This is a genomic window from Streptomyces spororaveus (assembly GCF_016755875.1).
Classification (GTDB): Bacteria; Actinomycetota; Actinomycetes; order Streptomycetales; family Streptomycetaceae; genus Streptomyces; species Streptomyces spororaveus.
In genome coordinates this window covers 548,928-572,975 of the sequence record NZ_BNED01000005.1, presented here as the reverse complement: position 1 = coordinate 572,975, position 24,048 = coordinate 548,928, and the positions used below count along the sequence as shown (strand labels likewise).

The 24,048-nt window shown below is 73.2% G+C and carries 24 protein-coding genes; 8 read left to right on the top strand and 16 right to left on the bottom strand.

The genetic code is table 11. The features are described from left to right. Window positions 1–23 precede the first annotated feature (23 nt). The 4 genes from Sspor_RS05255 to Sspor_RS05240 form a co-directional block, all read right to left on the bottom strand. Window positions 24–1,052, bottom strand: a complete 1,029-nt coding sequence (locus Sspor_RS05255; protein ID WP_202197993.1) for a beta-ketoacyl-ACP synthase 3 — start codon at window positions 1,050–1,052, stop codon at window positions 24–26. Window positions 1,053–1,065: 13 nt separating this feature from the next. After that, window positions 1,066–2,583, bottom strand: coding sequence for a hypothetical protein (locus Sspor_RS05250; RefSeq protein WP_202197992.1), 1,518 nt, complete (start codon window positions 2,581–2,583; stop codon window positions 1,066–1,068). Window positions 2,584–2,602: 19 nt separating this feature from the next. Further along, window positions 2,603–4,201, bottom strand: coding sequence for a lipase family protein (locus Sspor_RS05245; RefSeq protein ID WP_202197991.1), 1,599 nt, complete (start codon window positions 4,199–4,201; stop codon window positions 2,603–2,605). A 226-nt stretch (window positions 4,202–4,427) separates the two neighbouring features. Beyond that, window positions 4,428–5,126 carry a TetR/AcrR family transcriptional regulator gene (locus Sspor_RS05240; RefSeq protein ID WP_202197990.1) on the bottom strand — a complete coding sequence of 233 codons (699 nt, stop codon included), beginning with the start codon at window positions 5,124–5,126 and terminating at the stop codon, window positions 4,428–4,430. A gap of 144 nt (window positions 5,127–5,270) precedes the next feature. On the opposite strand from Sspor_RS05240, the gene Sspor_RS05235 reads away from it, so the two are divergent. After that, window positions 5,271–6,008, top strand: a complete 738-nt coding sequence (locus Sspor_RS05235; RefSeq protein ID WP_202197989.1) for a DUF4386 domain-containing protein — start codon at window positions 5,271–5,273, stop codon at window positions 6,006–6,008. 19 nt (window positions 6,009–6,027) lie between these two features. On the opposite strand, the gene Sspor_RS05230 is transcribed toward Sspor_RS05235, so the two are convergent. Together Sspor_RS05230 and Sspor_RS05225 are read right to left on the bottom strand one after the other, a co-directional pair. Next, window positions 6,028–7,122: a polyprenyl synthetase family protein gene (locus tag Sspor_RS05230; RefSeq protein WP_202197988.1), complete on the bottom strand. Its 1,095-nt coding sequence runs from the start codon at window positions 7,120–7,122 to the stop codon at window positions 6,028–6,030. Between the two features lie 110 nt (window positions 7,123–7,232). Continuing rightward, a complete protein-coding gene (locus Sspor_RS05225) occupies window positions 7,233–8,210 on the bottom strand; it encodes a threonine ammonia-lyase (RefSeq protein WP_202197987.1) in 978 nt (325 codons plus the stop codon). Window positions 8,211–8,284: 74 nt separating this feature from the next. On the opposite strand from Sspor_RS05225, the gene Sspor_RS05220 reads away from it, so the two are divergent. Next, the gene (locus tag Sspor_RS05220) at window positions 8,285–9,187 is read left to right on the top strand and encodes a LysR family transcriptional regulator (RefSeq protein WP_202197986.1); all 903 of its coding nucleotides are present in this window, start codon (window positions 8,285–8,287) and stop codon (window positions 9,185–9,187) included. A 3-nt stretch (window positions 9,188–9,190) separates the two neighbouring features. On the opposite strand, the gene Sspor_RS05215 is transcribed toward Sspor_RS05220, so the two are convergent. The 3 genes from Sspor_RS05215 to Sspor_RS05205 form a co-directional block, all read right to left on the bottom strand. Next, window positions 9,191–9,628 (bottom strand): nuclear transport factor 2 family protein, encoded by a 438-nt coding sequence (locus tag Sspor_RS05215; RefSeq protein ID WP_202197985.1) that lies wholly within the window; start codon window positions 9,626–9,628, stop codon window positions 9,191–9,193. An 84-nt stretch (window positions 9,629–9,712) separates the two neighbouring features. Then, window positions 9,713–10,438: a helix-turn-helix transcriptional regulator gene (locus Sspor_RS05210; protein ID WP_202197984.1), complete on the bottom strand. Its 726-nt coding sequence runs from the start codon at window positions 10,436–10,438 to the stop codon at window positions 9,713–9,715. A 38-nt stretch (window positions 10,439–10,476) separates the two neighbouring features. Continuing rightward, window positions 10,477–11,568: a PP2C family protein-serine/threonine phosphatase gene (locus Sspor_RS05205; protein WP_202197983.1), complete on the bottom strand. Its 1,092-nt coding sequence runs from the start codon at window positions 11,566–11,568 to the stop codon at window positions 10,477–10,479. A 522-nt stretch (window positions 11,569–12,090) separates the two neighbouring features. On the opposite strand from Sspor_RS05205, the gene Sspor_RS05200 reads away from it, so the two are divergent. After that, entirely contained in the window at window positions 12,091–13,008 is a 918-nt protein-coding gene (locus Sspor_RS05200) for an SAM-dependent methyltransferase (protein WP_202197982.1), read from the top strand. Further along, a complete protein-coding gene (locus tag Sspor_RS05195) occupies window positions 13,005–14,114 on the top strand; it encodes a terpene synthase family protein (RefSeq protein WP_237403678.1) in 1,110 nt (369 codons plus the stop codon). The genes Sspor_RS05200 and Sspor_RS05195 overlap by 4 nt, the downstream gene beginning before the upstream one ends. A gap of 66 nt (window positions 14,115–14,180) precedes the next feature. Here Sspor_RS05195 and Sspor_RS05190 read toward each other — a convergent pair whose 3' ends face one another. From Sspor_RS05190 to Sspor_RS05165, 6 genes are all read right to left on the bottom strand, one after another. Next, complete coding sequence (locus tag Sspor_RS05190) at window positions 14,181–15,611, bottom strand: cytochrome P450 (RefSeq protein WP_237403677.1); 1,431 nt, start codon at window positions 15,609–15,611, stop codon at window positions 14,181–14,183. Then, window positions 15,608–16,228, bottom strand: a complete 621-nt coding sequence (locus Sspor_RS05185) for a GTP-binding protein (RefSeq protein ID WP_202197981.1) — start codon at window positions 16,226–16,228, stop codon at window positions 15,608–15,610. The genes Sspor_RS05190 and Sspor_RS05185 overlap by 4 nt, the downstream gene beginning before the upstream one ends. Next, window positions 16,209–16,568, bottom strand: coding sequence for a DUF742 domain-containing protein (locus tag Sspor_RS05180; protein WP_202197980.1), 360 nt, complete (start codon window positions 16,566–16,568; stop codon window positions 16,209–16,211). The genes Sspor_RS05185 and Sspor_RS05180 overlap by 20 nt, the downstream gene beginning before the upstream one ends. Next, window positions 16,565–16,972, bottom strand: a complete 408-nt coding sequence (locus tag Sspor_RS05175; RefSeq protein WP_030713382.1) for a roadblock/LC7 domain-containing protein — start codon at window positions 16,970–16,972, stop codon at window positions 16,565–16,567. Before Sspor_RS05175 ends, Sspor_RS05180 begins: the two co-directional genes overlap by 4 nt. Before the next feature lie 6 nt (window positions 16,973–16,978). Continuing rightward, window positions 16,979–18,511 carry a sensor histidine kinase gene (locus Sspor_RS05170; RefSeq protein ID WP_202197979.1) on the bottom strand — a complete coding sequence of 511 codons (1,533 nt, stop codon included), beginning with the start codon at window positions 18,509–18,511 and terminating at the stop codon, window positions 16,979–16,981. Window positions 18,512–18,807: 296 nt separating this feature from the next. Then, window positions 18,808–19,473 (bottom strand): TetR/AcrR family transcriptional regulator, encoded by a 666-nt coding sequence (locus Sspor_RS05165; RefSeq protein ID WP_202197978.1) that lies wholly within the window; start codon window positions 19,471–19,473, stop codon window positions 18,808–18,810. A 73-nt stretch (window positions 19,474–19,546) separates the two neighbouring features. Here Sspor_RS05165 and Sspor_RS05160 point away from each other — a divergent pair, with 73 nt between their 5' ends. Then, window positions 19,547–20,335, top strand: a complete 789-nt coding sequence (locus Sspor_RS05160) for an SDR family NAD(P)-dependent oxidoreductase (RefSeq protein ID WP_202197977.1) — start codon at window positions 19,547–19,549, stop codon at window positions 20,333–20,335. Between the two features lie 150 nt (window positions 20,336–20,485). Here the strand turns inward: Sspor_RS05160 and Sspor_RS05155 are convergent, their stop codons facing one another. Then, on the bottom strand, window positions 20,486–20,920 hold the full coding sequence (locus Sspor_RS05155) for a hypothetical protein (protein ID WP_202197976.1): 435 nt from the start codon (window positions 20,918–20,920) through the stop codon (window positions 20,486–20,488). A 263-nt stretch (window positions 20,921–21,183) separates the two neighbouring features. On the opposite strand from Sspor_RS05155, the gene Sspor_RS05150 reads away from it, so the two are divergent. The 3 genes from Sspor_RS05150 (at window position 21,184) to Sspor_RS05140 (ending at window position 24,023) form a co-directional block, all read left to right on the top strand. Next, the gene (locus tag Sspor_RS05150; RefSeq protein WP_202197975.1) at window positions 21,184–22,434 is read left to right on the top strand and encodes a sensor histidine kinase; all 1,251 of its coding nucleotides are present in this window, start codon (window positions 21,184–21,186) and stop codon (window positions 22,432–22,434) included. Between the two features lie 15 nt (window positions 22,435–22,449). Further along, window positions 22,450–23,166 carry a response regulator gene (locus Sspor_RS05145; protein ID WP_202197974.1) on the top strand — a complete coding sequence of 239 codons (717 nt, stop codon included), beginning with the start codon at window positions 22,450–22,452 and terminating at the stop codon, window positions 23,164–23,166. A 74-nt stretch (window positions 23,167–23,240) separates the two neighbouring features. After that, window positions 23,241–24,023, top strand: coding sequence for a crotonase/enoyl-CoA hydratase family protein (locus Sspor_RS05140; RefSeq protein WP_202197973.1), 783 nt, complete (start codon window positions 23,241–23,243; stop codon window positions 24,021–24,023). Window positions 24,024–24,048 lie beyond the last annotated feature (25 nt).

Sequence of the window (24,048 nt, the reverse complement as noted above, 5' to 3'; positions counted from 1 at the left end):
CGGTGACCGGGCCGGCCGGCGGTTCAGCCGTCGCCCTCGGTCACCGCCCGCACCCCGGGCCAGACCAGGGTGGTCGAGCCCCAGGCCAGCCCGGCCCCGAACGCGGTGAGCGCCACCCGCTGCCCGGGTACCAGCTTTCCGGCGGCGGCCGCCTGGGCCAGCAGTACCGGAACCGAGGCGGCCGCCGTGTTCCCGTACGTCCCGATGTGCGACAGCACCTGCCCGGGAGCCAGTCCCAGCTCGTCGGTGATGCCGTCCAGGATGCGCTGGTTCGCCTGGTGGGCGACCACCACGTCCAGCTCGCCGAGCGACCACCCCGCCCGGTCGAGGGCCCGCGTCAGCGAATCGCACATGCCGACGACCGCCTGCTTGAGCACGGCGGGCCCGTCCATCCGGAAGTACGGCGAGGCCTCCTCCCCGTCCCGCTCCGCCGACCGCCGCTTCCGGGCCCGCGAGCCACCGCCGGGGACCTCCAGGAGGTCGGCCTGCGATCCGTCGCTGCCCAGGTCGAACGGCCCGAACACGCCGGGGCCGCCGGCGGTGCCGGCCGCGCCCGCGCGGAGCAGCACCGCGCCCGCCCCGTCGCCGAAGATCGCGGACATCAGCCAGTCCTGTGGATCGAGGAAGGCGCTGAACACGTCCGAGCCGACCACGAGCACGCTGTCGCAGGTCCCGCCGGTGATCATCGCGGACGCCACGCAGAGGCCGTACAGGAACCCGCTGCAGCCCGCCGCCAGGTCGAACGCCGGTACGGTGCCCAGCCCCAGCCGTGCCGCGACCTCCGGGGCCCCGGCCGGGAGCAGCCGGTCCGGGGAGGTCGTCGCCAGCAGGACCGCGTCGGCCCCGGACGCCCCGGCGGCCGTCAGCGCGTGCCGGCCCGCCCGTACGGCCAGGTCGACGGTGGCCTCGCCGTCGGCGATGCGCCGACTGGCCACGCCGATGCGCTCGCGGATCCACTCGTCGCCCAGCGGCCGCCGCCCGCACAGCTCGGCGTTGGTCAGGGCCCGCGGCGGCACGTAGGCGCCCAGGCCCGCCAGGACCGACGTCCTCATGTGACCGTCCACCTCAGCGCGCCAGCCGCCGGGCGGCCCGGCGGACGTCCTCGGCGGCCCTCGCGCACCGTTCCGCGTGCCCGAGCAGGACCATCCGGAAGCGCTCGCCCGCCTCGTCCCGGTTCCAGCCGCCGTGGTCGGCACAGGCCGCGAGCGACTCCGCGTGCCGCTCCAGCCGGTCGGCGCTGGCGTGGGCCAGCGCGCCGTACGACGCCGGGGCGTAGCCGTACGCCGAGACCGGCACGGCCGTCGCCGTGCCGACCGTCACCCGCCCGTCGCCCGCCCGGCCGTGACGGCCGTCGGGGCCGTCGTGGTCCTCGCCGTCCACGGGATCCTGGATGTCCTGCAGCGCCACGAGCAGCGTCCGCGGGTCGAGCACGTCCGGCAGCCGGTCGGCCGTGAACCCCGGTGCGATCAGCACCGGGCGGACCCGCGCGGTGACGACCCGTACGACCCCTTCGGCGACGAGCGCCGCGAACCGCGCCGCCCCGCACCCCGCCGGGGATCCGCACAGGGCCAGGGGGCCCGGGTCCAGGTCCGGACCGCCCGTGTCGCCCGGACCGCGCAGCCAGGCCGGTGCCCGCAGGATCTCGGTCCCCGCCCCGATCGCCAGGTCCTCCCAGACGAACGGCACCCGCACCGGATAGACGGCGGCGGCCACCGGCGGATACCGGCGCAGCGCCTCGCCCACGGCGTCCCGGGGGGACACGGCGGCGCCCACCGCGAGGAGGGCCAGCGCCTGGAGCGCGGTACCGGCCGCGGCCTCGGAGACCAGCGCGAGGGCGTGCGCCAGAGCCGGTGCGGCCGCGTCCGGACCGGCGCCCCGCTCCATCAGCCGCCCGGCCAGGGCATCGGGATCCGGGTCGGCCAGGTGCAACTCCAGCCGACGGCGCAGCGCCGCGTACCCGGACTCGTAGGACCGCTCGCCCGCGGCCGCCGTCGCGACCGCGGTCACCTCGCTCAGCAGGGTGTCCGGGGCGGCCCCGGCGCCCGCCACCACTCGGCGGCTCAGCCGCAGCATGCCGCGGCACCACTCGTGCCACTCCAGCGTGCCGTCCCCGCGGCGGGCCGCGATCGCCCCGTCCACGTCCTCGGCCAGCAGGGCGTCCAGGGCTTCCTGCGCCTCCGGGGCGGCGGCCGGGGCGACCGCGGCCTCCCGGTCCAGCGGCACGTGGGCCGACAGCCCGTACCGCCGTCCGCCCGCCGTGAGCCCGGACGCGGGACCGAGGGCTCCCGCCTCGTCGGCCCGGGTGAGCAGCCCTTCGGTGTCGCCGGAGGTCAGCGGCACCAGGAAGGAGCCGTAGGGGGTGCTCAGTTCGACCGGGCGCCCGGACCGGGTGCGGCGCAGGTGCGCGAGCAGCCGGCGCGTCACCCCGTCCCGGGTCAGCGCGTCCAGTCCCAGGGCGCGGGCCGGGGCGTCCGTCCACGGCAGCCGCCGGGCGACCATGGCCGCGCTGAACACGGCGTTCTCCAGGGCCCAGGCCGTCGCGGGACGTCGCGCCGCCGTGGCCGGGCTGTCGGCAGTGGTCATCGGTCGGTCTCCCTCGTGGTCACTTGTCGCGGAGCATGTACGGCTGGTTGCCGACGACTTCACCGTCGTAGGCGCTGATCAGCTTGTTGACCTGCTCCCGGTAGTGCGTCAGCTCCCCGCGCAGGGTGTCGGAGTACGCCTGCGGGGCGTGCGACAGCGGGTAGTCGTACGACTCGTCCAGCCAGGCCAGTTCGACCCAGCTCTCGGGCAGGTCGTGGGGCGAGGCCGGTCCGCGGCCGTCCAGCATCGCGATCACGTCGTGCTTGTTGACGAGGCTGATCACCTGCGTGGTGTGGTCGGCGGGCCGCTTGCCGTCGATCGGGGAACCGAGCGTGATCACGTGGGTGACCCGGTACGTGGACGACACCTCCACGTCGGTCGCGAGGTTCATCGCGGTGAGCCCGCCCAGGCTGTGCCCGACGATCATGAGTTCCGACCCCGGCGGGACCGCGGCGCGCAGCAGCAGCTTCTTCGCGGCGCGCGTGTACGTCGTGTCCGTGCGCAGCAGGCCGTCGAAGGCGCCGACCACGTCCTGCGGGGTGCTGTTGCTCAGCAGCCCGAAGCTGGTCCCCGGCAGCAGCAGGACGTGCCGGACGGCGCCGTCGGCGCAGGCGACGCGGCGCAGCAGCACCAGGCCGTGGTTGCCCAGGGCCCCGATGTCGTTCACGTAGCTGACGATGTCGTTGTGCGAGGTGGCGAGGACCTTGGACAGGATCGGGTCCGGCTCGGCGCGCTCGGCGCGGCCCGGGCCGGGGTTGAGGAACCGCAGCACGGAACTCGGCAGTCCGAGGAAGGGGTCGGTGGTCGGCACCCCGCCCGCGAGCGTCACCCAGGAGAAGTCGTCGTTGACCGGGTTCTCGTCGAGCATCCCGAGCAGGGCCAGCAGCTCCATGATCACCGGGCTGATCGTGGTCAGGGCGCGGGTCACGCCCAGCAGTTCGACCAGCGCTCCCATGGCCCGCAGCGCCTCCAGGCGCCTGCCCGCCACCACCGCGTCGGTGACGCGCCGGGCGGACGGCGCGTCCAGGTGGGGGTGCTCGGCGGCGGCGGCCTTGATGCGCAGCGCGAAGGCGTCCACGGCCATGGCCACCTTGGCGGGGCGCAGGTAGGCCATGTTCCCGGCCATCCGGGCCAGTTCGCCGACGAGGCCGCCGTTGGCGCCGAACCCGAGCCCCGACGGGCGGGTGAGGGCCTGGGCGCAGGCCACCGCCGTGCCGAGCGCCCAGCCGGGGCGGCGCATCGCCTCCAGGCCGAAGCGCCAGCTGAACAGGGCTCCCGTGAGCTCGGCCCCCGACTGCCTGGCCGTCAGGGCCGCGTCCGCGAGCAGGACCGACGCGGCGATGAGGAGCTCGGCGTCGGTCCGCTCGGCCGGCGCGGTCCGCCCACTCGGCTCGGTCCGCTCACTCGCCGGGGCGGCCGCGGAGCCCGGGGAGACCGCGGAGTCCGGGGAGACCGCGTGGGCCGGCCCCGGCTCTTCGCCGACGGTGTCCGGCCCTTCCCGTGCGGGGAGCTGCCCGTCCGTTTTCTCGACCACCCGAGGCGCCACTTTCCGTACCTCTCGTCCCTGCGCACCGGCCTCGCGGCCGAGCCCGCCCGTACCCGCTGTGTGCGCTGGCATGGTGGCACCGAATGTGATCGTTTCCGTGCGCTCCGGGGCCCGTCCGAGGGCGGTGGACTCCTCGTGGAGCAGCGCCGATGGGCGGCGGGACGCCCGCGCGGCCCGGATCCACGGGGCACGGCCGGTCCGCGCGCGGCCGCTTCACCCGGCGGGATCCGACCCGCCCCGCAGGGATGATCACGGGCACCCGGTGTTGACCCGGGCTCCGCGGGGGCCGTCGGCCGGCTCAGGGTGTGGACGTCCAGCCCTGCCCGTGGAGCCGTTCGAATCCGTCCAGGAGCAGGTCCAGCGCGAACTCGAACTCGAACTGGTCGTCGCACCCCTGGCCGACGACCGACCGCCGGTCGTGCGCCACCGCCCGGGCCAGTTCGGTGACATGGGGATAGCGTCCGGCCATCGCCTCGTGCGCGGCCGCCTGCTCCCGCTCGTCCTGCGGCGCGCTCCCCGCCGGGGCGTCGAACAGCTCCTCCGTGAAGCCCAGCACCCGGCTGCCGAGGGCGTGCATCACGTGGTGGGTGAGGTCGGTCGAGAAGCCGCCGGCCCGGAACGTTCCGATCACCGAGTCGAGATACGCGAGCACGGCAGGCGTCGGGCTGGTGCGCGACCTGATCACCGGAGCGGCCCAGGCGTGCGTGAGCAGGGCGCGGCGCGCGCCGAGGATCCGCGCGCGGACCGCGCTCCTCCAGTCGGCTCCGGGGACCTGGCGCTCGATGCCCGCGACGACGACTTCGACCATGCCGTCCAGGAGCTCTTCCTTGTTGGCCACGTGCTTGTAGAGCGCCATCGGTACGACGCCCAGTTCCTGGGCGAGTCCGCGCATGCTCAGCGCCTCGATCCCGGCGCCGTCGGCGAAGGCCACGGCGGCGCGCAGCACCCGGTCCCGGCTCAGGGGGGTCCGGCGTCGTTCCTGCGGCTGCTCGGGCATGTGGGCCTCTCCCTCGATGTGTTCGGTTCCCGGGGCGGGCGGGGGCGGCACTCCTCCCGCCTTGACGAGTGTACGGCGTACACCTAGGGTGAGCGCCAACCATCAGGTGTACGCCGTACACCCGTAAGGGAGGGGTTGTTCCGTATGAGCTCGACCAGGAGAACCGCGATCGTCGCCGGGGTGCTGTTCCTCGTCACGGAGATCGCCGCGATGGGCGGGCTCGCGCTCTACCGACCCGTCCTGCACGACACCGGCTACGTCCTCGGACCGGGGGCCGACACCCAGGTGTTCCTGGGGGCGCTGTGCGAGTTGGTGCTCGCACTGGCGGTCACGGGCACGGGGGCCGCGCTGTACCCGGTGCTGCGGAGGCGGAACGAGGGCGCCGCCGTCGCCTACGTCTGCGGGCGTCTGCTGGAGGCCGCCGTCATCGTCATCGGCATCGTCTGCGTGCTGTCGGTCGTGACGCTGAGGAGGCGGGCCGAGGGCGGGACGAGCACCGACGGGGCTTCCCTGGTCACGGCCGGCCAGGCCCTGGTGGCGTTCCACGACTGGACGTTCCTGTTCGGGCCGAACTTCGTCCTCGGGGCCAACACCCTGGTCCTGGCGGGCCTGATGTACACCTCGCGGCTCGTACCGCGTTCCCTGTCCGTCCTGGGGCTGGTCGGCGGGGCGATGATCTGCGCCTCGGCGACCGCCGTGCTGTTCGGGGCCTACGAGCAGGTCTCGGTGGCGGGGTCGCTCGCGGCGCTCCCCGTATTCGCCTGGGAGGTGACGCTGGCCGTCCGGCTGCTCGGCAAGGGCTTCGACGCGGGCACGGACGACACCGCCGGTGCCGGTGCCCGTGCCGGTGCCGGTGCCGGTCTCGGTGCCGGTGTCCTGTGACGGCCCGCGCCGGCCGCCCTCAGGACATCCGGTCCACGTTCCACATCGGCAGGCCCCGGAAGAAGTCCACGGCCTCCGCGCGCCAGTACGGCTGCCAGGACGTGGCCTCGGCGGCGGCCGCCTCCGCGTGCCGCCGTATCTCCGCCCTGAGCCGCCGGTCCACGCCGGCGCTGCGGGCGATCTCCCTGATCCGGCCCAGGGTCTCGTCCGAGCAGCCGGGATCGCCGAGCGCCGCTTCGACCAGGCGCGCGTCCGACCCGCTCGCGGCGGCCAGGACCGCGCGGACGGCGTAGGTGCGGCGGCCCGAGCGGATGTCGGCGCCGGTGGACTTCATCTCGGCCGCCGGGCCGTCGCCGTACGGGCCGAACAGGTCGAGGAAGTCGTCGCGCATCTGCTCGGACACGCCCACCAGCCGTGCGTAGCGGTGCAGCCGGGCGCGGTGCGGCCCCGGGTCCTCGCCCGCGGCCAGCAGGCCCATCGTCAGCGGTGCGAGGATCGAGTACCGCGCGCTCTTGAAGTCGGTGACGGTGTGCAGGAGTTCCTCGTCGGGGAGGGGGTGGGAGTCCCGCTCCAGGTCCGCGATCTGCCCGGCGACGGTCTCCGCCGCGATGCGCGTGTGCACGCCGAGCAGCGCCTGGCGGAGCTCGGCGGGAGCATCGGCCTCCAGCAGCACCTGGGTGGACAGGAAGGCGGCGAGGTCGCCCGCGAGTATCGAGAGCCCGAGCGCCGTTGCGTCCTGGCCCGGGAACTCCCGGAGGTAGGCGTAGTACGTCGAGGGGCCGCCGCGGCGCAGGGGCGCGTCGTCGATGATGTCGTCGTGGACGAGCCCGTGCGTCTGGAGCAGCTCGATGCTCAGCGCCGCCTCCGCGAGCCCCGGCACCTCGTCGGTGGTGACCAGCCGGGCCGCCTCGTACAGCAGGACGACCCGCAGCCGCTTGCCGCCGCGCATCGAGAACTCACGCAGGAGTTCGAGGCAGCGGGGGACGTACCGGCTGGGCACCGGGACGTCGAACCGCTCGCCGATGCCGTCGAAGTACTGCTCGAACCGGGCGTCGAAACGGATCCGGTGACCGGCGACGCGTTCCAGGGTGGTGGCGGTGACGTTGGCATGCATGAAGATCAGTATCGGCGAGCCCCGCGTGACGGCACATCGCCCGGCGGCCCGGCGGCCCGGCGGCCCGGCGCAGGTCGGGCGGCCCGGGCCCGGCCACGGCGCGGAGCCGTTCATCCCCCCGCGGGTGCGGCGGAGAGGCAGTCCCGCAGTTCGGCTTCGCCGGCGTTCCCGCCCGTGCACACGATCGCCACCCGCTGTCCCGCGAGGTCGTCACGCGCCGCGAGGAGCGCGGCCAGCGGTGCGGCCGCGGCCGCCTCGGCCACCGTTCGGGCATCGCGCATGAGCAGCCACTGGGCCCACTGGATGTCCACGTCGTCGACCAGCCGGAAGTCCGCGAGGTGCTCCCGGAACAGATACTGCGTCAGCTCGAAGCCCGATCCGGTGGCCAGTCCCTCCGCCGCGGTGGTGTTCGGACGCTCGACACAGCGGCCCGCGCGCCAGGAGTCGTGCGCGGCGGGGGACAGGCGGGACTGCACCGCGATCACGCGGCAGCCCGGACTGATCGCCGCGGCCACCAGGCCGGCGGCGGCGGCGCCGCTGCCGCCGCCGACGGGCACGACGACCGCGTCGAGGTCCGGCTCCTGCTCGAAGACCTCCAGATACGCGGTGGCCACGCCCGCGATCAGCGCCGGCTCGTTCGCCGCACTGACCAGGCGCATCCCGCGCCGGGGCGCGAGCTGCTCGGCGTGGCGGCGGGCCGCTTCGAAGTCCGCGCCGGATTGGACCAGTTCGGCGCCGAGACGCCGCACGGCCGCGGCCTTGAGAGGGTTCGCGTTCTCCGGCATGACGATGGTGCACGGGACGCGGAAGAGCGCCGCGGCGTAGGCGAGGGACTGCGCGTGGTTGCCGGTGGAGTACGAGAGGACACCCCGTGCCCGCTCGTCCGGATCCATCGAGGCCAGCAGGGTGACACCCCCGCGGACCTTGAGGGCGCCGGTCGGCTGCAGGTTCTCGTGTTTGACCAGCACCCGGATGCCGGCGCCGACGGTGGCGTCGAGGGCCGGATAGGAGAGCAGGGGGGTCGGGGACAGGTGCGCGCTCTGTAGACGGCGCGCGCGAAGGACGTCGGAGATCGTGGGAAGGTGCATGCCCTCATGCTGCGCAGGGGCCGATCCATAGGACAAATGCCGGATTCTGATGAACCCATCGATATCATCGATGAATGTTCGACGAGAACCGACTCCGTGTGTTCGCCGCCATCGCCCGCGAGGGTTCGGTGACGGCCGCCGCCACCGCACTGCACTACGCGCAGCCGTCGGTCAGCCATCACCTCGCCAGGCTCGAGGCCGAGGCCGGCGTACCGCTCGTCCAGCGGGCGGGCCGGGGCATCCGGCTGACCGAGGCCGGCCGCCTGCTGGCCGATCGCGCGGAGGAGATCCTCGGCCGTATCGATTCGGCCCGGACCGAACTGGCCGCCCATGCGGGGCTCGGCGCCGGGCGGGTGCGCCTCGCGGCGTTCCCCTCCGCGCTGGCCACGCTCGTACCGACGGTGAGCGCCGCCTTCGGCGTCCGGCATCCCGACATCGAACTGGCCCTGACCGAGGCGGAACCGCCGGAAGCCCTGGCGGCCCTGCGGCGCGGCGAGGTCGATGTCGCCTTCACCTTCCACCACGGTGACGGCCCGCCCGGTGGCCGCCCGGGCCACACGGCGACCTCGATCCTGCACGAGCCGGTGTACGTCGTCAGCCGCGACGGTACGTCCTGGCCGGGTCCGCGCGCCGACCTCGGCACCTATCGCGGACAACGGTGGATCGCCGGTTGCGAGCGGTGCCGCACGCACCTCCTGTCGGCGTGCGAGAAGCGTGGCTTCACTCCCGCGATCGGCTTCGAGACCGACGACTACGTCGCGGCCCAGGCGCTCGTGGCCGCCGGTCTCGGTGTCACCACGCTGCCCGGCCTCGCCCTGCGCGCTCACCGCCACCCCGGTGTGCGGATCGACCGCCTACCGGACGAACACCGCTTCGTCGACGCCGTCGTCTACGGCGCACCACCGGTCCCCGCCCCGGTCGAAGCCTTCCTGAAGGTGCTCGGGGAAACCGTTGTCCAGCCCGTCGAGTGGCCCTGAACCTCAGCCGGCGGAGGCGAAGACGCGCAGGCCGGTCACCGACCACACCTCCCGGATGCGCCCGTCGGTCACGGCCAGCACGTCGATGCCGCTCTTGGCCACCGGGGTCCCCGAGGCGTCCGGGAACGTCACGGTCCACCGGCACGTGATCCGGCCGGTCGCCTCGTCCACGACCGGCTCGCCGTCGAGGCGGTAGTGCAGGCCGGGGATCGACGCGCGGTGGTCGGCGACGAAGCGGGCCAGGTCCCGCGGACCGCGCAGGTCGTCGGTGGCGGCGGACTCGACGGCGTTGGCCAGGGAGATCCGGAAGCCCGGGGTGACGATCCGCGCGGCGAGGTCCGTCTCACCGTTCCAGAGCGCCGTCCACTGCTCGAACAGGGTGGAGGCCAGGGACCGGAAGCCGGTGGTGCGGGCGGCGTTCGTCGCGATGTCGGTGGTCATGGGAAGTCCTCGATTCCGTTGCGGTGCTTCTGCTGTCACCCAGACTCCCGGCCTCCCGCGACACCGTCCTGTCGGTGTTTACGGTCACACTCGGTCCGCCCGGTCCGCGCCGCCCAACCCGGCCAGCCCTGTCAGCTCCCTCCCGAGCACGTCCAGTTGGGCGATGTCCACCTCGCGGCGCGGCGCCCGCTCCGGCAGTGACCGGGCCTCCAGCACCCGGTCGAAGCGGAAGCCGCGCGGTGCGTCGCGGAGCCGGCACCACGCGATCAGGTACCAGTGCTCGCCGCCCAGGAAGCCCAGGGGCTCGACCAGCCGGTCGGTGGCGGCGCCGTGGCGGTCCGCGTACCGCAGCCGGACCACGAGGCCGTCGGTCAGGGCGTCCTGAAGCACCCGCGGCACCGCGGGCGGACCCGGCGTCCCGGTGCCGACCAGCTGGACCTGCGAGGCGAAGGCGGCGGCGCGGTCGCGTTCCGGGGGCGGCATGACGGCGAGCACCTTGTGCAGCGCGGAGCGGGCGGCCTCGGTGAAGGGGGTACCGGCCAGCGCGTGCAGGCCGGCGGCCAGTGCTGTCGCCTCCGCGGCGGTGATGGCCAGCGGCGGCAGGCTGCGGCTGCGGTCCAGTACGTAGCCGCCGGTCCGGCCCGGTTCGGCGTAGACCGGCACCCCGCCGTCCTGCAGGGCCCGGAGGTCCCGTTCGATCGTACGGGCGCTGACCTCGAAGCGTCCGGCGAGCCACCGGGCGCTGCGCGGCCGGGGCGCCACCGCCCGAAGCTCCTCGACCAGTGCGTAGAGTCTGTCGGTTCGGTTCACGGGGTCCCAGAGTAGGCCGCCCGCCCGCGCCGGCGGTCTCAGGGGCCGCGCCGGCGTATGGCGAGGGCGGCGATGTCGTCGTCCAGGCTGCCTTTGCTGTGGCGGAGCAGGTCGCGGTGAAGGGCCGCGAGCAGTTCGCGGGGCGGTGTCGGGGGCTGCCGGCCCATCCAGGCCGCCAGCGGGAAGAACTCGCCGTCGCGGGCGCGGGCTTCGGCGATCCCGTCGGTGTAGAGGAGCAGCAGGTCGTCGGAGGCGAAGTCGAAGGTGTCGACGCTGTAGTGGTCGCCGATCAGCTCGGCGAGGCTGAGCAGCGGTGAGGGGGTGACGGACTCAAGGATGTGCAGTTCCCCGCGGTTCAGGAGCAGTGGCGGGGGGTGTCCGCAGTTGAGGATGTCGATGCGTCTGCCCTCGTGCGGGATCTGGACGAGCAGGGCGGTGGCGAAACGTTCCATCGGCCCCTCGGGTGGGAACGCGGCGTTGTAACGGGTGCTGCTGGCATCCATCCGGCGGGCGACCTCGACCATGTCGGTCTCGTCGTAGGCGGCCTCCCGGAAGGCGTTGACGATCGCCGCGGCGGCCCCCACCGCCGGGAGCCCTTTGCCCCGTACGTCACCGATGAGCAGCCTGACCCCGTACGGGGTGTCGACCACTTCGTAGAAGTCCCCGCCGATGCGGGCCTCGGCTGCGGCCGCGAGGTACAGCGACTCGATCTCGATCGCGCCGAAGCGGCGGGGCATGGGGCTGAGGACCACTTGCTGCGCCGCGTCGGCGACGAGCCGTACCTGGAAGAGGGTGCGCTCGCGCTGGAGCCGGAGATGGCTTCCGTACGCGGCGGCCACGGTGACCGCGATGATCCCCGCGGCCGTCCACCACGTTCCCAGGTCGGGGAAGACGAAGCCGAGGCCGATCATCAGGCAGAGGCAGACCGTTCCGAGCAGGACGGTCGGAAGCACCGGCCACATGGCAGCGGCCAGGGCCGGGGCCGCGGGCAGGAGGCGGCTGAAGGCCATCTCCGGCGGAGTGGCGTACGCCAGGCTGGCGATGACCACGGTCAGGAAGACCGGCGACAGCCGCACAAGTCGTCCCGGGCCGGGGCGCCGGCGTACCCGCGGCCGTCCAGACTCGATCACACTTCACAGGGTATCCACGTAATGCGGGCACAGCGCTCTGGCGGCCGCCGCCCGCCGCCCGCACCGTTCCTTCCCGATCGCCCGGCCGCCGGCCGTCGTGCCGGGCTCCGCACCGGGGCCTACCAGGCAAAACCCGGGGCATCAAGCCAGGCAGGACGCACTGCGGCCCGGGGGATCCCGGAGCGCTCCGCTCTTTCGCCGCGCACGCGTACCGGCCGGTTTGCGGACCGTTTCTGTCCGCTTCGGTCCGCAGGATTTCCATCGAACACATGTCCGCTGTGCGAACGGGCGCTCCGGCGTGACGCCGGGTACGCGCCGGAGCGGGGGCGCGCGACCCGCGTGACGGGCCAGCCCGCTTCCGGCGGCGCCCGGATGCCGCTCCGTGTTGCTCCAGTGGGCTGACGTGGGGCTTGTGAAGTGCCACGATGATCCGTGCTTCAACAGTGTGCCGGACGGGACGCGGTGAGAGCGGTGACCGCGGGCCCCGGAGGCGGCCCTACCCCACGAAAGGGCGGACACCCCATGCGCGTCACCCCCCTCGCACCATCCTTAGGCAGCGGCCAGGGATCGGCCGCGGACGATCCCATACGTCTGTACTACAGCCGCAAGACGCAGGAGATCCTGCACAAGTACGGCCCGGGCCCGCGCGTCCACTTCCACGTGGGCCTGTACCCGGACGGCCCACCGGACACCACCGTCCCCCAGAGCGTGCTGAAGCAGCGCATGATCGACGCGCAGGAACGGATCGTCCAGCACTCGGCCCGGTCCTGGGGCGCGTACGAGGCCCCTCCCAGGCGGCTGCTGGACATCGGCTGCGGCCTCGGCGGGACGTCCCTGTACTGGGCGCAGGAGCACGGGGCGTCGGTCACCAGCCTCACCGTCGCCGCGGAACACATTCCGATCGTCCGGCACTTCGCCCTGCACGCCGGGGTCGGGGAGCGCGTGAACCCCGTACTGGCGGATGTGCACGACCTGGACGAAACGCGTGCCTACGACGCCGTCTACGCCAACGAGAGCAGCGGCTACACCGACCGGACCAGACTCTTCGAAGTCGTCGCCAAGGCGCTCGTGCCCGGTGGATGGTTCGGGATCCAGGAGCATTTCGCGGGCCGCTCCGCGTCGCGCGAGTTCATCGACGGCTACTACAGAACGCGGCTCGGACTGAGAGGGGAGTACCTCGCCGCGGCCGAGGCCGCCGGATTCGAGCTCGTGCACGACGAGGACGTGACGGACTCGGTGACGGAGTTCTGGGTGCAGTCCATGGCGTGGAACACCGCCGAACTCGACCGGCTCCGCGCGGGCGCCGACGCCGAGCCCGGCGCCTGGTCCGGGGAACGGCTCGAACAGTCGACGCTGGCGCACGGCAGGTTCTTCCGGCTCTGGCGTGACCACGCGGTCCAGACGCGGCTGCTGCGCTTCCGGCTCGGTGGCCGCCCGTGACGGCGCCACCGGCGCCGCCGGCGCCGCGCCCCTCGCTCCTCGGTCCGCGCCTGCCGTCCTTCTACTGCCCGCTGGAGCGCGACCTCGTCCATCCCGAGGCGAAGCAGGTGGAGGACCGGGCGGTCGCATGGCTGGACGCCTTCGGCGTCTACCCGGACCCGGTCGAGCGCGCGTGGGGTCTCGCCACCCACAGCGCCGACTTCTCCTGCCGCATCATCCCCGACGGGGACGTGGCGGCCGTCCAGCTCTTCACCGAGTGGAACTACTGGGCCAACGCCGTCGACGACTGGCAGGATTCGGGCTCCGACGAGGTGGGGACGAGTGCCGTCGTCGAACACGGCGTACGCCTGCTGCGGACCATCGAGGACCCGGGGGCGTCGGTACTGCCCGACGGACCCATGACCCGCGCGCTGCTGGACCTGGTACGCCGCACCCACGCCATGCTCACGCCCTACGAGCTGCGCAGGTTCACCGAGGGGACGCGCGACTGGCTGCTCGGAGCGGCCTGGCGGGCCGCCCGGGCCGAGGCCGGGACCATGCCCGGGCTGAACGACTTCGTCGCCATGGGGCCGCTGGCCAACGGCACGCGCTTCTCGCTGACCTGGTCCGACGTCGCACGCGGGGACCGGCTGCCGGCGGAGGTGCTCTGTTCCCGCGCGCTGACGGCACTCACGGACACGGCGGGATTCGTCGTCAGCGCGGACAACGACCTGTTCTCCTACGACAAGGACGACCACCTGCGGCCGCGGGAGATCAACCTCGTCAACGTCCTCGCCCACCAGGAGAACTGCTCGCCCGCCGAGGCCGTGCCGCTCGCGGTGGCCCTGCGCGACCGGGTGATGGTCCGCTTCATGACGCTGCGGGCGGGGCTGGAGGAAGGAGCGGGCGCGGAACTGCGCCGCCATCTGGCGGCGTTGGGGCACTACGTGGCCGGCTCCATCACCTGGCAGAGTCGGGCGCCGCGGTACGCGAGCCCGCGTAACCGGCACGAACTGCCCCTCGCGGACGCCGGGTTCGAGGTCCGGTTCGCCGACGCCCCCAGCTTCCGCGGCACCGGGGCGCCGGACCTGCCGGCCCTCGCCTCCTGGTGGCGGGTACCCGGCTGAGCGATGCCCAGGGCTCCGGCCGGTACGGCGGGAGCCCTGGGCCGGAAGCCCTGGGCCGGGAGGCCGTCAGACGCGGCCGAGCAGCCTCTTCCACCAGCTGACGCCGCGACCGCGACCGCGGCGACGGCGACCGGCGACGGCGGGCGCCGCCGTCGGCTGCGGCGGGATCACCGCGTGCACGGGGTGCCCGGCCGGCTGTTCCTCCTGGGGCAGCGGGTCCGGCGCGGCGCGCGGGGCGAACCGTACCGGCAGGGACAGCAGGTGGCGTGACATGAGGGTGCCGCGCCATTGCAGCTCGCTCGCGTCGACCGCCAGCTGGAGGTCGGGCAGCCGGTCCAGCAGGACCTCGATGCCGGTGTCCGCGATGGCACGGCCGATGTCCTGGCCCGGGCACTCGTGCGGGCCGCTGCTGAAGGCCAGGTGGGAACGGTTGCCGTGGACGGAGGCAGCGGGATCGGGCCGGATCTGCGGGTCGGCGTTGCCCGCGGCCAGCCCGAGCAGGATCATGTCGCCTGCCTTCACCTGCTGGCCGCCGAGCTGGGTGTCACCCGTGGCCCAGCGCCCGATGATCGTGTTGATCGGCGGATCGTCCCACAGGACCTGCTCCAAGGCGTCGGGCAGCGTCATGTGGCCTCCGGAGAGGCTGGCCCGGAACCGCGGGTCGGTCAGTACGGTCCGCAGCGTGTTGGCGATCAGGTTGGCGGTGGTCTCGTAGGCCGCGATCAGCACGACGCGCAGGTGCATCAGCACCTCGGTGTCGGTCAGGTCGGCGGGGTGCTCGATCAGCCAGGAGGCGAGGTCGCGGGCCGGCTTGGCCTTGCGCTCGACGACCAGGCTCTCCAGCGTGGCGGTGACGTAGCGGTCGCTCTGCAGGGCCGTCTCGGTTCCCTGGAGCATGTCGCGAGCCGCGTTCACCAGAAGGGGCCCGTGCTCGTCGGGCGCCCCGATGAGCTGCGTCATGACCAGCATGGGGAGCTGGTCGGAGAAGGCGGACACCAGGTCGGCGTACCCCTCACGCGCGATCTGGTCGACGAGCTGGTTGGCGAAGCGGGTCACGTAGCGGCGGATGCCGCGCTTGTCGAACCGCTCCAGGGACTCCACCACGGCCGAGCGGAGCCGCTCGTGAGCGGGTCCGTCGGTGAAGTTGCACACCGGCACCCACGACACCATGGGGCCGAGCGGGGTGTCGGCCGGCACCCGGCCCTCCCGCATGTCGCGCCATCCCCGCGGGTCGCGGGCGAAGCGCGAGGACGTGCGCGCCACGTCCAGGTTCTCCCGGTGGCCGAGGACCAGCCAGGCCGGGAGGTCTCCGCTCACCAGTACGGGGGCCACCGGGCCGTGCTCGGCCCGCAGCTTCTCGTACAGGGCGAGGGGATCGGCCTGGGCCTCCGCCCCGTGGAGACGGTGCAGGCCACCCGTGGTCGCCGCCGCGTGGGCGGGGCACTCGGGCGGTGGGGTGGAGCCGGTACCGGGGGTGGGGGTGGGGGTGGTACTCACATTGCCTCCTGGGTGGCTGCCTGGGAGTGCAGGTAGCGCATGAGGGTCAGCAGGACGTCGCGGGACGATTCCCGCCGCCTGGCGTCGCAGGTGAGGATCGGGACGGAGGGGGGCAGGTCGAGGGCCTGGCGCAGTTCCTCCAGCGGATGCTCGGGCGCGCCGGGGAAGGAGTTGACGGCCACGACGAAGGGGACGCCCCGCTCCTCCAGCCGTCCGATCACATCGAAACTGATCTCCAGGCGGCGGGTGTCGAGGAGTACGACCGCCCCGAGCGCTCCCTCGAAGAGCCCGCGCCACAGGAACCAGAAACGCTCCTGGCCAGGTGTTCCGAACAGGTACAGGACGAGCTCGTCGTTGATGCTGATGCGGCCGAAGTCCATGGCGACGGTGGTGGTGATCTTCCGGTCCACGCCCCAGGTGTCGTCGACGCCGACGCCGGCCCGGGTCATCGTCTCCTCGGTCGTCAGCGGCTTGATCTCGCTGACCGCACCGACCATCGTCGTCTTGCCCACCCCGAATCCGCCGACGATGACGATCTTCACGGCGGCCGCGGCCGTCTGCGGGAGTATGTCCGCCGGGCGGGGCCCCGTGGGCGGGTCAGAGCTTCTGAAGTCCATCGATCACTGCCTCGATCAGAGCTAGGTCGGGTAGCTGCGCGGCGGGAACGGGCGGACGGACGTACACGCGTCGAGCGGCCATCAGATCCCCGACCAGCACGGTGACGACGCTCACGGGCAGGCCCGCGTATGCGGCGATCTCGGCCACCGACAGCGGTGACTGACACATCCGCAGGATGGCCGCCTGCTCGGGCTGCATCTCGGGCCGGGCGGACCCTTTGGCCACGACTAAGGTCACGAGGTCCAGATGGACGGCGGTGGAGGGTCCACTGCGTCCGCCGGTGATGACGTAGAGCCGTTCCGGGCTGCTGTCCTCCCAGCTGGTGGGCGGCTCATTCACGCGGGCTGCCCGTCATGCCGGGGCGGGCTGCTCAGGTGGTCCCCCATTCGGGTCACCAGGTTGCGCATCTGCGCGCCCATCAGGCCCGCGTCCACGCCCTCGTCGGCGAGGACCGCGAGGTAGGAGCCGTCGCCGGCGGCCATCAGGTAGAAGAACCCGCCGTCCATCTCGATCACGACCAGGCGCATCCTGCCCTCCGAGCGGGGCAGCTCCGCCGCCACCGCCCCGGCCAGGCTCTGCAGGCCCGCACAGGCCGCCGCCAGGCGGTCGGCCGTGTCGGTCTCGGCCCCGTACTGCGCCACGCAGAGCCCGTCCGCGGACAGGACGATCACGTGCCGCGTCTGCGGCACTCCGGCGGCCAGGTCCTTGAGCATCCAGTCCATGCTGCTGATTCGCTGAGTCATCACTGTTCATACCCCCTTGGTCGCTGAGCCCGACGCGCCTTCGGCGCCCGGCACGTCGTGGCCGGGCGTACCGGACAGGCCGCTGTGGAACGCCTCCAGCCACATTCCGGGGCCGCCGTCGTCCGCCGACTGCGGCTCCACGGCCGGCCGGGGGTCGGAGACGGCCACACGGTCCTTGCGGCGTCGCTGCGGCAGGCCGGTCGCGGTACGCGCGGTGGCCGCCGGCTGCTCGACACCGACGGGCGCCGGCCTGGGCGCCGGAGCCGGCCGGGGTACGCCCACGCCCGCCGGCGAGCGGTCGAAGGGGTGCTCGCGCGGTGTGGCGGCCACGGCCCTGGGCCCCGAGGAGGAGCCGATGCCGTGGGCGAGACCGGTCGCGGAGGACGCCGTCGTGATCAGGTGCTGCGGCACGATGACCACGGCACGGACGCCGCCGTACGCGGACGAGCGCAGGGACACCTGGAACCCGTACGCCTGCGCCAGTCGGCCGACCACCGCCAGCCCCAGCCTCGGCGTCTCGCCCAGGTCGTTGAGGTCGATCCCGGACTGCGCCTGGGCGAGCATCTTCTCCGCCCGCCCGCGGGCCTCCTCGCTCATGCTGAGGCCGCCGTCCTCGATCTCCACGGCGATGCCCGACTGCACCTCGACGGCCGTCAGGTGGACCCGGGTGTGCGGCGGCGAGTACCGGGTGGCGTTGTCCAGCAGCTCCGCCAGCGTGTGGATCAGCGGTTCGACGATCGGACCGACGACGGCGACCTCGGAGACCGAGTGGAGCTCCACCCGCTGGTAGTCGATGATCCTCGACATCGCTCCGCGCATCACCGAGTACAGGGTGACGGCCCTGCTCCACTGGCGGCCGGGGCGCGCACCGCCGAGGACCGAGATGGAGTCGGCGAGCCGGCCGATCAGGGCGGTGCCGTGGTCGAGCCGCAGCAGGTCGCCGAAGACGTCCGGGTTGGTGCCGTGCCGGTCCTCCATCTCGCGCATCTCGTGGGCCTGCTGATGGACGATCGCCTGCACCCGGCGGGCCACGTTCACGAAGGCCCGCTGCGCCGAGTCGCGAAGGCTCTCCTCGTTGTCGACCGCGTCGATGACGTGGGACAGCACGGCCTGCAGGGCGGCCCGGAAGCGCGGGGTCAGGGCCTCGTCGTCGCCCCAGCGGTTGCCGTGGCCGCCGCGCCCGCCCAGGGCGGTCAGCACGTCCTCGGCCAGCTCGCCCTTGCGCAGCCGCTCGATGGCCTCGGGCAGCACCACCTGGGACAGCCGGCCCGCCTCGGCCTCCTGCCGGGCCAGGACGTGCTGGAGAGCCGCGACCTGGGCGCGCCCGGCGGCGGCCGTGCGACCGCGCCGTAACGCCTCGACCAGGATCGCGGCGGCGCACAGGGCGCCGACGGAGATCAGGACGGTGCCGAGCGGTCGAGAGGAGGAGACGAGCGCAGCTGCCAGGCAGGCCGCGCCCACGACCGCGACCGCGGGAAGCAACCGGCTCGCTCTTCCCTCAAGGTGGGGACTTTCGGGGGGAGTACCTCTTTGCTGCATCGGCGTCCTCGAACTATCGAAAAGGGGGACCTTCTGACCGGTGGCCGGGAGCATAACGACGCCCAACTTCCCGCATGCGGGCTTTCGTTGGAGTTCATCGGACCGGAGGATCGGTAATGCGCCATCGAAGGTGCCGAATTCCGGCGAGGGAAGAGCCCCTTATGGGGTGTGTGATGGCGTCATGGCAGGTCCACGGCTTGTGGGCGCCGCGCGAAGCGCGGGAACTCCGCGCTCGCCTTTCGATCGATTTCGGCCGCACCCCTGTGTTCGGCAGTGGCGCCGTGGAGGGAAATGCGCTAAGGAGCGTCAGGTCGCGCGGTCTCGGCGGCCGCTGCGGAACCGGCCGGCCCGAGGCCGGTGAGCAGGACGTCGAGGGCGAGGTCGGTCGCCTCCTCCAGCGGAGTGTCGTCGAGGAGTGAACCCACGGCCAGGGCCGCGAGGCCGTGCACCACGGAGAAGGCGACCTGGGCGAGACGGGCCGGGTCGCCGGCCCGTACGACACCCTCCCGCTGCGCCAGGGCGATCAGTTCGGCGGCGATCTCCAGGCTCCGGTGGCCGAGCTCGCGCAGTTCGTCGCTGGAGCGGTCGGCGTGCTTGGCCGTGAACATCAGGCTCAGCAGGGGGGCGTGCGCGACGGCGAAACCGACGTAGGCGCGGCCCATGGAGGCGAGCCGGGTGGCGATGGGGCCGGGCTCGCCCACGGCGGCCCGGAGGCGTTCGTTGAGCCGGGTGAAGCCGCCCACTGCGAGTGCGTCGAGCAGCGCCTGCCGGTCGCGGAAGTGGCGGCCCGGCGCCGCATGGCTGACGCCGAGGTCCCGGGCGAGGGCGCGCAGCGACAGGCTGTCCGCCCCCGAGGTCGCGAGCACCTCTTCCGCGCGGGCCAGCAGGGCCTCCCTGAGATTGCCGTGGTGATAGGGCGCGTCGGCGTCGGCCAAGGCGGTCTCCTCCCTCGATGTTGTCATTGACAACAATGTTTGCTCTGTCTACATTCAAGTATCGACCAACAGCCGGAGTCCCGGAACGGAGCGCCGACCCATGTCTATGACATACCGCGGAACCACAGCCCTGATCACCGGGGCGAGCGCAGGCCTCGGCGTCGAGTTCGCCCGGCAGTGGGCGCAGCGCGGAGCGGACGTCGTCCTCGTCGCCCGGCGCGTCGACCGGCTGGAGGACCTGGCGGCGGACCTGGAGCGCCGCTACGGGGTCAAGGCCCGCCCGATCGCCGCGGACCTCGCCCGGCCCGGTGCCGCGGCGGCGCTGCGCGCGGAGCTCGACGGACTCGGCGTACCGGTCCACACGCTGGTCAACAACGCGGGCTTCGGCAGCCACGGCCCCTTCGCCGGCGAGGACCCCACCCGGATCAGCGAGATGATCCAGCTCAACGTGCTCGCGGTCACGGAACTGACCAGGGAGTTCCTGCCCGCCCTGACGGCCGACGGCCGGGGCGCCCTCGTCACCGTGGCCAGCGCGGCCGCCTACCAGCCGACCCCGGCGATGGCGGTCTACGGCGCCACGAAGGCCTTCGTCCTGAACTTCACCGAGGCCGTCGCGTACGAGACGCGCGCCTCCTCCCTGCGGGTGCTCGCCGTCTCGCCGGGCCCGGTCCGCACCGAGTTCTTCGACGTCGTCGGCAGCCGGGACGCCGCCGTGGGCCGCATGGCCACCCCGGAGCAGGTCGTCACCGCCACGCGCCGGGCACTGGAACGCGGCAAGACCCCGCCCAGCATCGTGGTCGGTCTCGGCAACCGGCTCTCCGCCACGGCGTCCGCCCTGGCGCCCCGCCGCCTCGCGCTGACCGTGGCCGGGCGCGCCCTCAAGGCGTGACCGGGCGCGCCTGCGCGCCGAAGGGCGGGCCGTCGCAGGGGTGACGGCCCGCCCTTCGGTACTGCGGTCCTGCTGGCACGGCCAAACGGATCCGGAGGCTCCCCCGTGGGTCTCCGGATCCGTTCGCCGGTGGGCGACGGTGGGACCGGCCTACCAGGCGGCGCGGCAGTTCAGCAGCTTGGCGGTGCCGACCTTGCGGTCGCAGGCGTAGGCCTTGACGTCCTTCTTGTCCTTGAAGGTCCAGCTCTTCGAGCCGTTGACCACGGCCACGTGGTTCTTCACGCTGTGCCAGGCACCGCCCTTCCAGTCCTGGTAGGACAGGGCCAGGACCGCCTCGTAGCCGTCGCCCGCCACCTTGTCCTTGGCCGTCGCGCCCTTGAACGACCCGGCGTAGAGCTTCTCCTTGGTCTGCGGGATCGTTCCCGAAACGTGGTACTCGTAGGTACCGCTGATCTCGGCCTTGCCGCTGGTGGAGGTCTGGTTGAAGCCGATGGCGGCCGCGCTCGCGGTGCCCGCCAGCCCGATGACGAGGGCCGAGGCGACTGCGGAGGCTCCGACGAGCATGCGCTTCACAGGAGTGGTCATGGCGATGTCTTCCTTTCCCGGAAAATCGGAACGTGGGGTGTGCGCCGCCACCACACGGTGCTCCGGCGGTCGGCCGGACAGAAAACTAGGCGAGCCGGAGGCAGTCCGGCGGCACGCACCGGGTTGATTCGGGGCTCCACCCGGTGCCGGTGGCGGCCGGTCGGCCTGCGACTTCCGCGGTACGGGGACCATGCGGCCGCGGTAGGAACCGGTCCTGCGGCAGGCGCATGGCCCGGCCGCCCGAAGGCCCGTAGGCTGCGCCGATGCACGCTGGATCGGGAGTTCTCGACAGGCTCGGGGGAAGGTACCGGCCGCTGCTCGTCGACCTGTTGCTCGCCCTGGGCTACGTCGGCGCCGGGCTGTTGCTGGGGCGGGAGCAGCCGCCGGCCGGATGGCGGCCCGTGGACGGGCCGGGGGCGGTCCTGACCGCCCTGGTGGGTCTGGTCATGGTGGCCCGGCGGATCGCGCCCGTCGCCGTGTTCGGCGCCGCCGCCGTGCTGTGGATCCTCTTCATCGCCTGCGGGTACTGGCCGGTGGTCAATTCGATGCCCGCGCTCCTGGGGCTGTACACGGTGGCGGCGACCCGTCGCCCCCGGACAGCGCTCGTGTGCGCGGCCGTCGTGGCGGGAGTCTGGGTGTACGCCGGGGTCGGCAACCTCGACAACAGCTCCATGCCGACCGTCCTCGCCCAGGCGGTCCTGTTCCCGGCCGTCGTCTTCGTCGTCGGTCGCGGCTCGGCGGCCCTCGCCGAACGGAACAGGCAGTTCGCCGAACTGACCCTCCAGCTGCGCCGGCAGCAGGAGGAGCGCGCGCTCCGGGCGCTCACGGAGGAGCGGGTGCGCATCGCGCGGGAGCTGCACGACGTGGTCGCCCACCACATGTCGGTGATCTCGCTCCAGGCGGGCATGGCTTCGTACGTGTTCACTACGGACCCGGCGGCGAGCCGGCAGGCTCTGGACACCATCGCGGACACCAGCCGGGAGGCGCTGGAGGAGATGCGCCGGATGCTCGTACTCCTGCGGGTCGGCCAGGAGGGACCGCCGGAGGACGGCACTGCCTACGCGCCCGCCCCCGGGCTCGACCTCCTGGACAGGCTGCTGGAGCGGGTGCGCGGAGCGGGGGTCGAGGTCACCATGGAGGTCGCGGGATCCCCCACCCGGCTTCCGCAGGGCATGGCCCTGTGCGTCTACCGAGTGGTCCAGGAGGCCCTGACGAATGTGCTCAAGCACGCGGGACCGACCAGGGCGGCCGTCACCATCCGCTACGAACGCCGCACCGTCGTGGTGTGCGTGACGGACGAGGGGGACGGCAACTTCCGGCCAAACCAAGGGATGTCACCTGGTCACGGCTTGATCGGTATGAGGGAGCGCGCGAAGATCTACGGCGGGTCGGTCACCGCCGGCCCCCGCGCCCTCGGCGGGTTCGAGGTACGGCTCACCCTTCCGGCGCCCACCCTCAGCGACCGGCGGGGTGGTCTCCCGGCCCCGGGCACCGGGGACGTCCCCTTCCGGTGAGGACCGAATCGCCCGATGCCCACGGTACTGGTGGTCGACGATCAACTGCTCATCCGTGCCGGACTGGTGTCCCTGCTGAACGCCGCGCCGGGGCTGTCCGTGGCCGGGGAGGCGTGCGACGGGGAGGAAGCCGTCCGCCTGGCCGAGGCCACCACACCCGATGTCGTCCTCATGGACCTGCGGATGCCGGGCACCGACGGCATCACGGCGACACGACGCATCCTGCGCCGGGCCGCCGACACGGGTGACGCAGCGCCCAGGATCCTGGTGCTGACCACCTTCGACCTGGACGAGTACGTCTACAACGCCCTGCGCGCGGGCGCCTGCGGATTCCTGCTCAAGGAGACGCCCCCGGAACGTCTCGTCGCCGCCGTCCACACCGTCGCCTCGGGCGACATGCTCTTCGCGCCGACGGTCACCAGACGCCTGATCGAGGCGTACCACCCGGGGCCGACACCGCCGGGAGAGATCGCCCCGCAGTGGCACACCGTGACCGGACGGGAACGCGACGTCCTGCGTCTCGTGGCCACGGGTGCGACGAACACCGAAGTCGCCCGGCAGCTCTTCATCAGCGAAGCCACCGTGAAGACCCACCTCAACCGCGCGATGGGCAAGCTCGGGCTCTCCAGCCGCGCCCAGGTCGTCGTCTTCGCCTACGAGACGGCGCTCGTGACACCGGGCGGCCCGACGAGCCTCCCGTGCCCTCACCCCGATGAGGGCGGGCCCGGCTGAGCGTCCGGGGAGCCACGCGCGCGGCGGCCTCCCCACCCCCACAATGGAGGCCGGCGAGCGGGAGGGGAACGGGCATGGCGGACGAGCAGCCCCCGGTGCGGGTGGAACGGGACGGGCCCGTGTACACGGTGATCCTGAGCAGACCAGGAGCACGCAACGCCGTGGACGGTCCGACGGCAGCGCAACTGGGCGCCGCTTTCCGGGAGTTCGAGCAGGACGACCGTGCTGCCGTCGCCGTGCTCTGGGGCGAGGGCGGAACCTTCTGCGCGGGCGCCGACCTCAAGGCCATCGGCACCGAGCGCGGCAACCGGGTGCTCGCCTCCGGCGACGGGCCCATGGGGCCGACCCGGATGCGGTTGGGCAAGCCGGTGATCGCGGCCGTCGCGGGGCACGCGGTGGCGGGCGGCCTGGAGCTGGCGCTCTGGTGCGATCTGCGGGTCGCGGAGGAGGACGCCGTGTTCGGCGTGTTCTGCCGCCGCTGGGGGGTCCCCCTGATCGACGGGGGTACCGTGCGGCTGCCCCGCCTGATCGGCGAGAGCCGCGCCATGGACCTGATCCTGACGGGCCGCCCGGTCACCGCGGCCGAAGCGCACGCGATCGGGCTGGCCAACCGCGTCGTGCCCACGGGCCGGTCGAGGCCGGCCGCGGAGGAACTGGCCCGCGAGATCGCCGGGTTCCCCCAGACCTGCCTGCGCCACGACCGGCTGTCCGTCCTGGAACAGCACGGCCTGACCGAGGAGGACGCGCTGGCGGGGGAGTTCCGGCACGGCCTGGTACCGCTGAACGCGGGCGAGACCCAGGAGGGAGCGGACCGGTTCGCTTCCGGGGCGGGCCGGCACGGCGCCTTCGGGCAGTAGGCCGCGGCCCACGCCGCCGGGAGCC

What these genes read in the sequence shown, in the direction of transcription:
- Sspor_RS05145 (WP_202197974.1), top strand. Translation starts at nt 22,450, where the DNA reads ATGCCCACGGTACTGGTGGTCGACGATCAACTGCTCATCCGTGCCGGA.
- Sspor_RS05140 (WP_202197973.1), top strand. Translation starts at nt 23,241, where the DNA reads ATGGCGGACGAGCAGCCCCCGGTGCGGGTGGAACGGGACGGGCCCGTG.
- Sspor_RS05155 (WP_202197976.1), bottom strand. Translation starts at nt 20,920, where the DNA reads ATGACCACTCCTGTGAAGCGCATGCTCGTCGGAGCCTCCGCAGTCGCC.
- Sspor_RS05170 (WP_202197979.1), bottom strand. Translation starts at nt 18,511, where the DNA reads ATGCAGCAAAGAGGTACTCCCCCCGAAAGTCCCCACCTTGAGGGAAGA.
- Sspor_RS05175 (WP_030713382.1), bottom strand. Translation starts at nt 16,972, where the DNA reads ATGACTCAGCGAATCAGCAGCATGGACTGGATGCTCAAGGACCTGGCC.
- Sspor_RS05160 (WP_202197977.1), top strand. Translation starts at nt 19,547, where the DNA reads ATGTCTATGACATACCGCGGAACCACAGCCCTGATCACCGGGGCGAGC.
- Sspor_RS05150 (WP_202197975.1), top strand. Translation starts at nt 21,184, where the DNA reads ATGCACGCTGGATCGGGAGTTCTCGACAGGCTCGGGGGAAGGTACCGG.
- Sspor_RS05200 (WP_202197982.1), top strand. Translation starts at nt 12,091, where the DNA reads ATGCGCGTCACCCCCCTCGCACCATCCTTAGGCAGCGGCCAGGGATCG.
- Sspor_RS05215 (WP_202197985.1), bottom strand. Translation starts at nt 9,628, where the DNA reads ATGACCACCGACATCGCGACGAACGCCGCCCGCACCACCGGCTTCCGG.
- Sspor_RS05230 (WP_202197988.1), bottom strand. Translation starts at nt 7,122, where the DNA reads ATGCATGCCAACGTCACCGCCACCACCCTGGAACGCGTCGCCGGTCAC.
- Sspor_RS05165 (WP_202197978.1), bottom strand. Translation starts at nt 19,473, where the DNA reads ATGACAACATCGAGGGAGGAGACCGCCTTGGCCGACGCCGACGCGCCC.
- Sspor_RS05220 (WP_202197986.1), top strand. Translation starts at nt 8,285, where the DNA reads ATGTTCGACGAGAACCGACTCCGTGTGTTCGCCGCCATCGCCCGCGAG.
- Sspor_RS05235 (WP_202197989.1), top strand. Translation starts at nt 5,271, where the DNA reads ATGAGCTCGACCAGGAGAACCGCGATCGTCGCCGGGGTGCTGTTCCTC.
- Sspor_RS05250 (WP_202197992.1), bottom strand. Translation starts at nt 2,583, where the DNA reads ATGACCACTGCCGACAGCCCGGCCACGGCGGCGCGACGTCCCGCGACG.
- Sspor_RS05255 (WP_202197993.1), bottom strand. Translation starts at nt 1,052, where the DNA reads ATGAGGACGTCGGTCCTGGCGGGCCTGGGCGCCTACGTGCCGCCGCGG.
- Sspor_RS05245 (WP_202197991.1), bottom strand. Translation starts at nt 4,201, where the DNA reads ATGCCAGCGCACACAGCGGGTACGGGCGGGCTCGGCCGCGAGGCCGGT.
- Sspor_RS05185 (WP_202197981.1), bottom strand. Translation starts at nt 16,228, where the DNA reads ATGGACTTCAGAAGCTCTGACCCGCCCACGGGGCCCCGCCCGGCGGAC.
- Sspor_RS05240 (WP_202197990.1), bottom strand. Translation starts at nt 5,126, where the DNA reads ATGCCCGAGCAGCCGCAGGAACGACGCCGGACCCCCCTGAGCCGGGAC.
- Sspor_RS05225 (WP_202197987.1), bottom strand. Translation starts at nt 8,210, where the DNA reads ATGCACCTTCCCACGATCTCCGACGTCCTTCGCGCGCGCCGTCTACAG.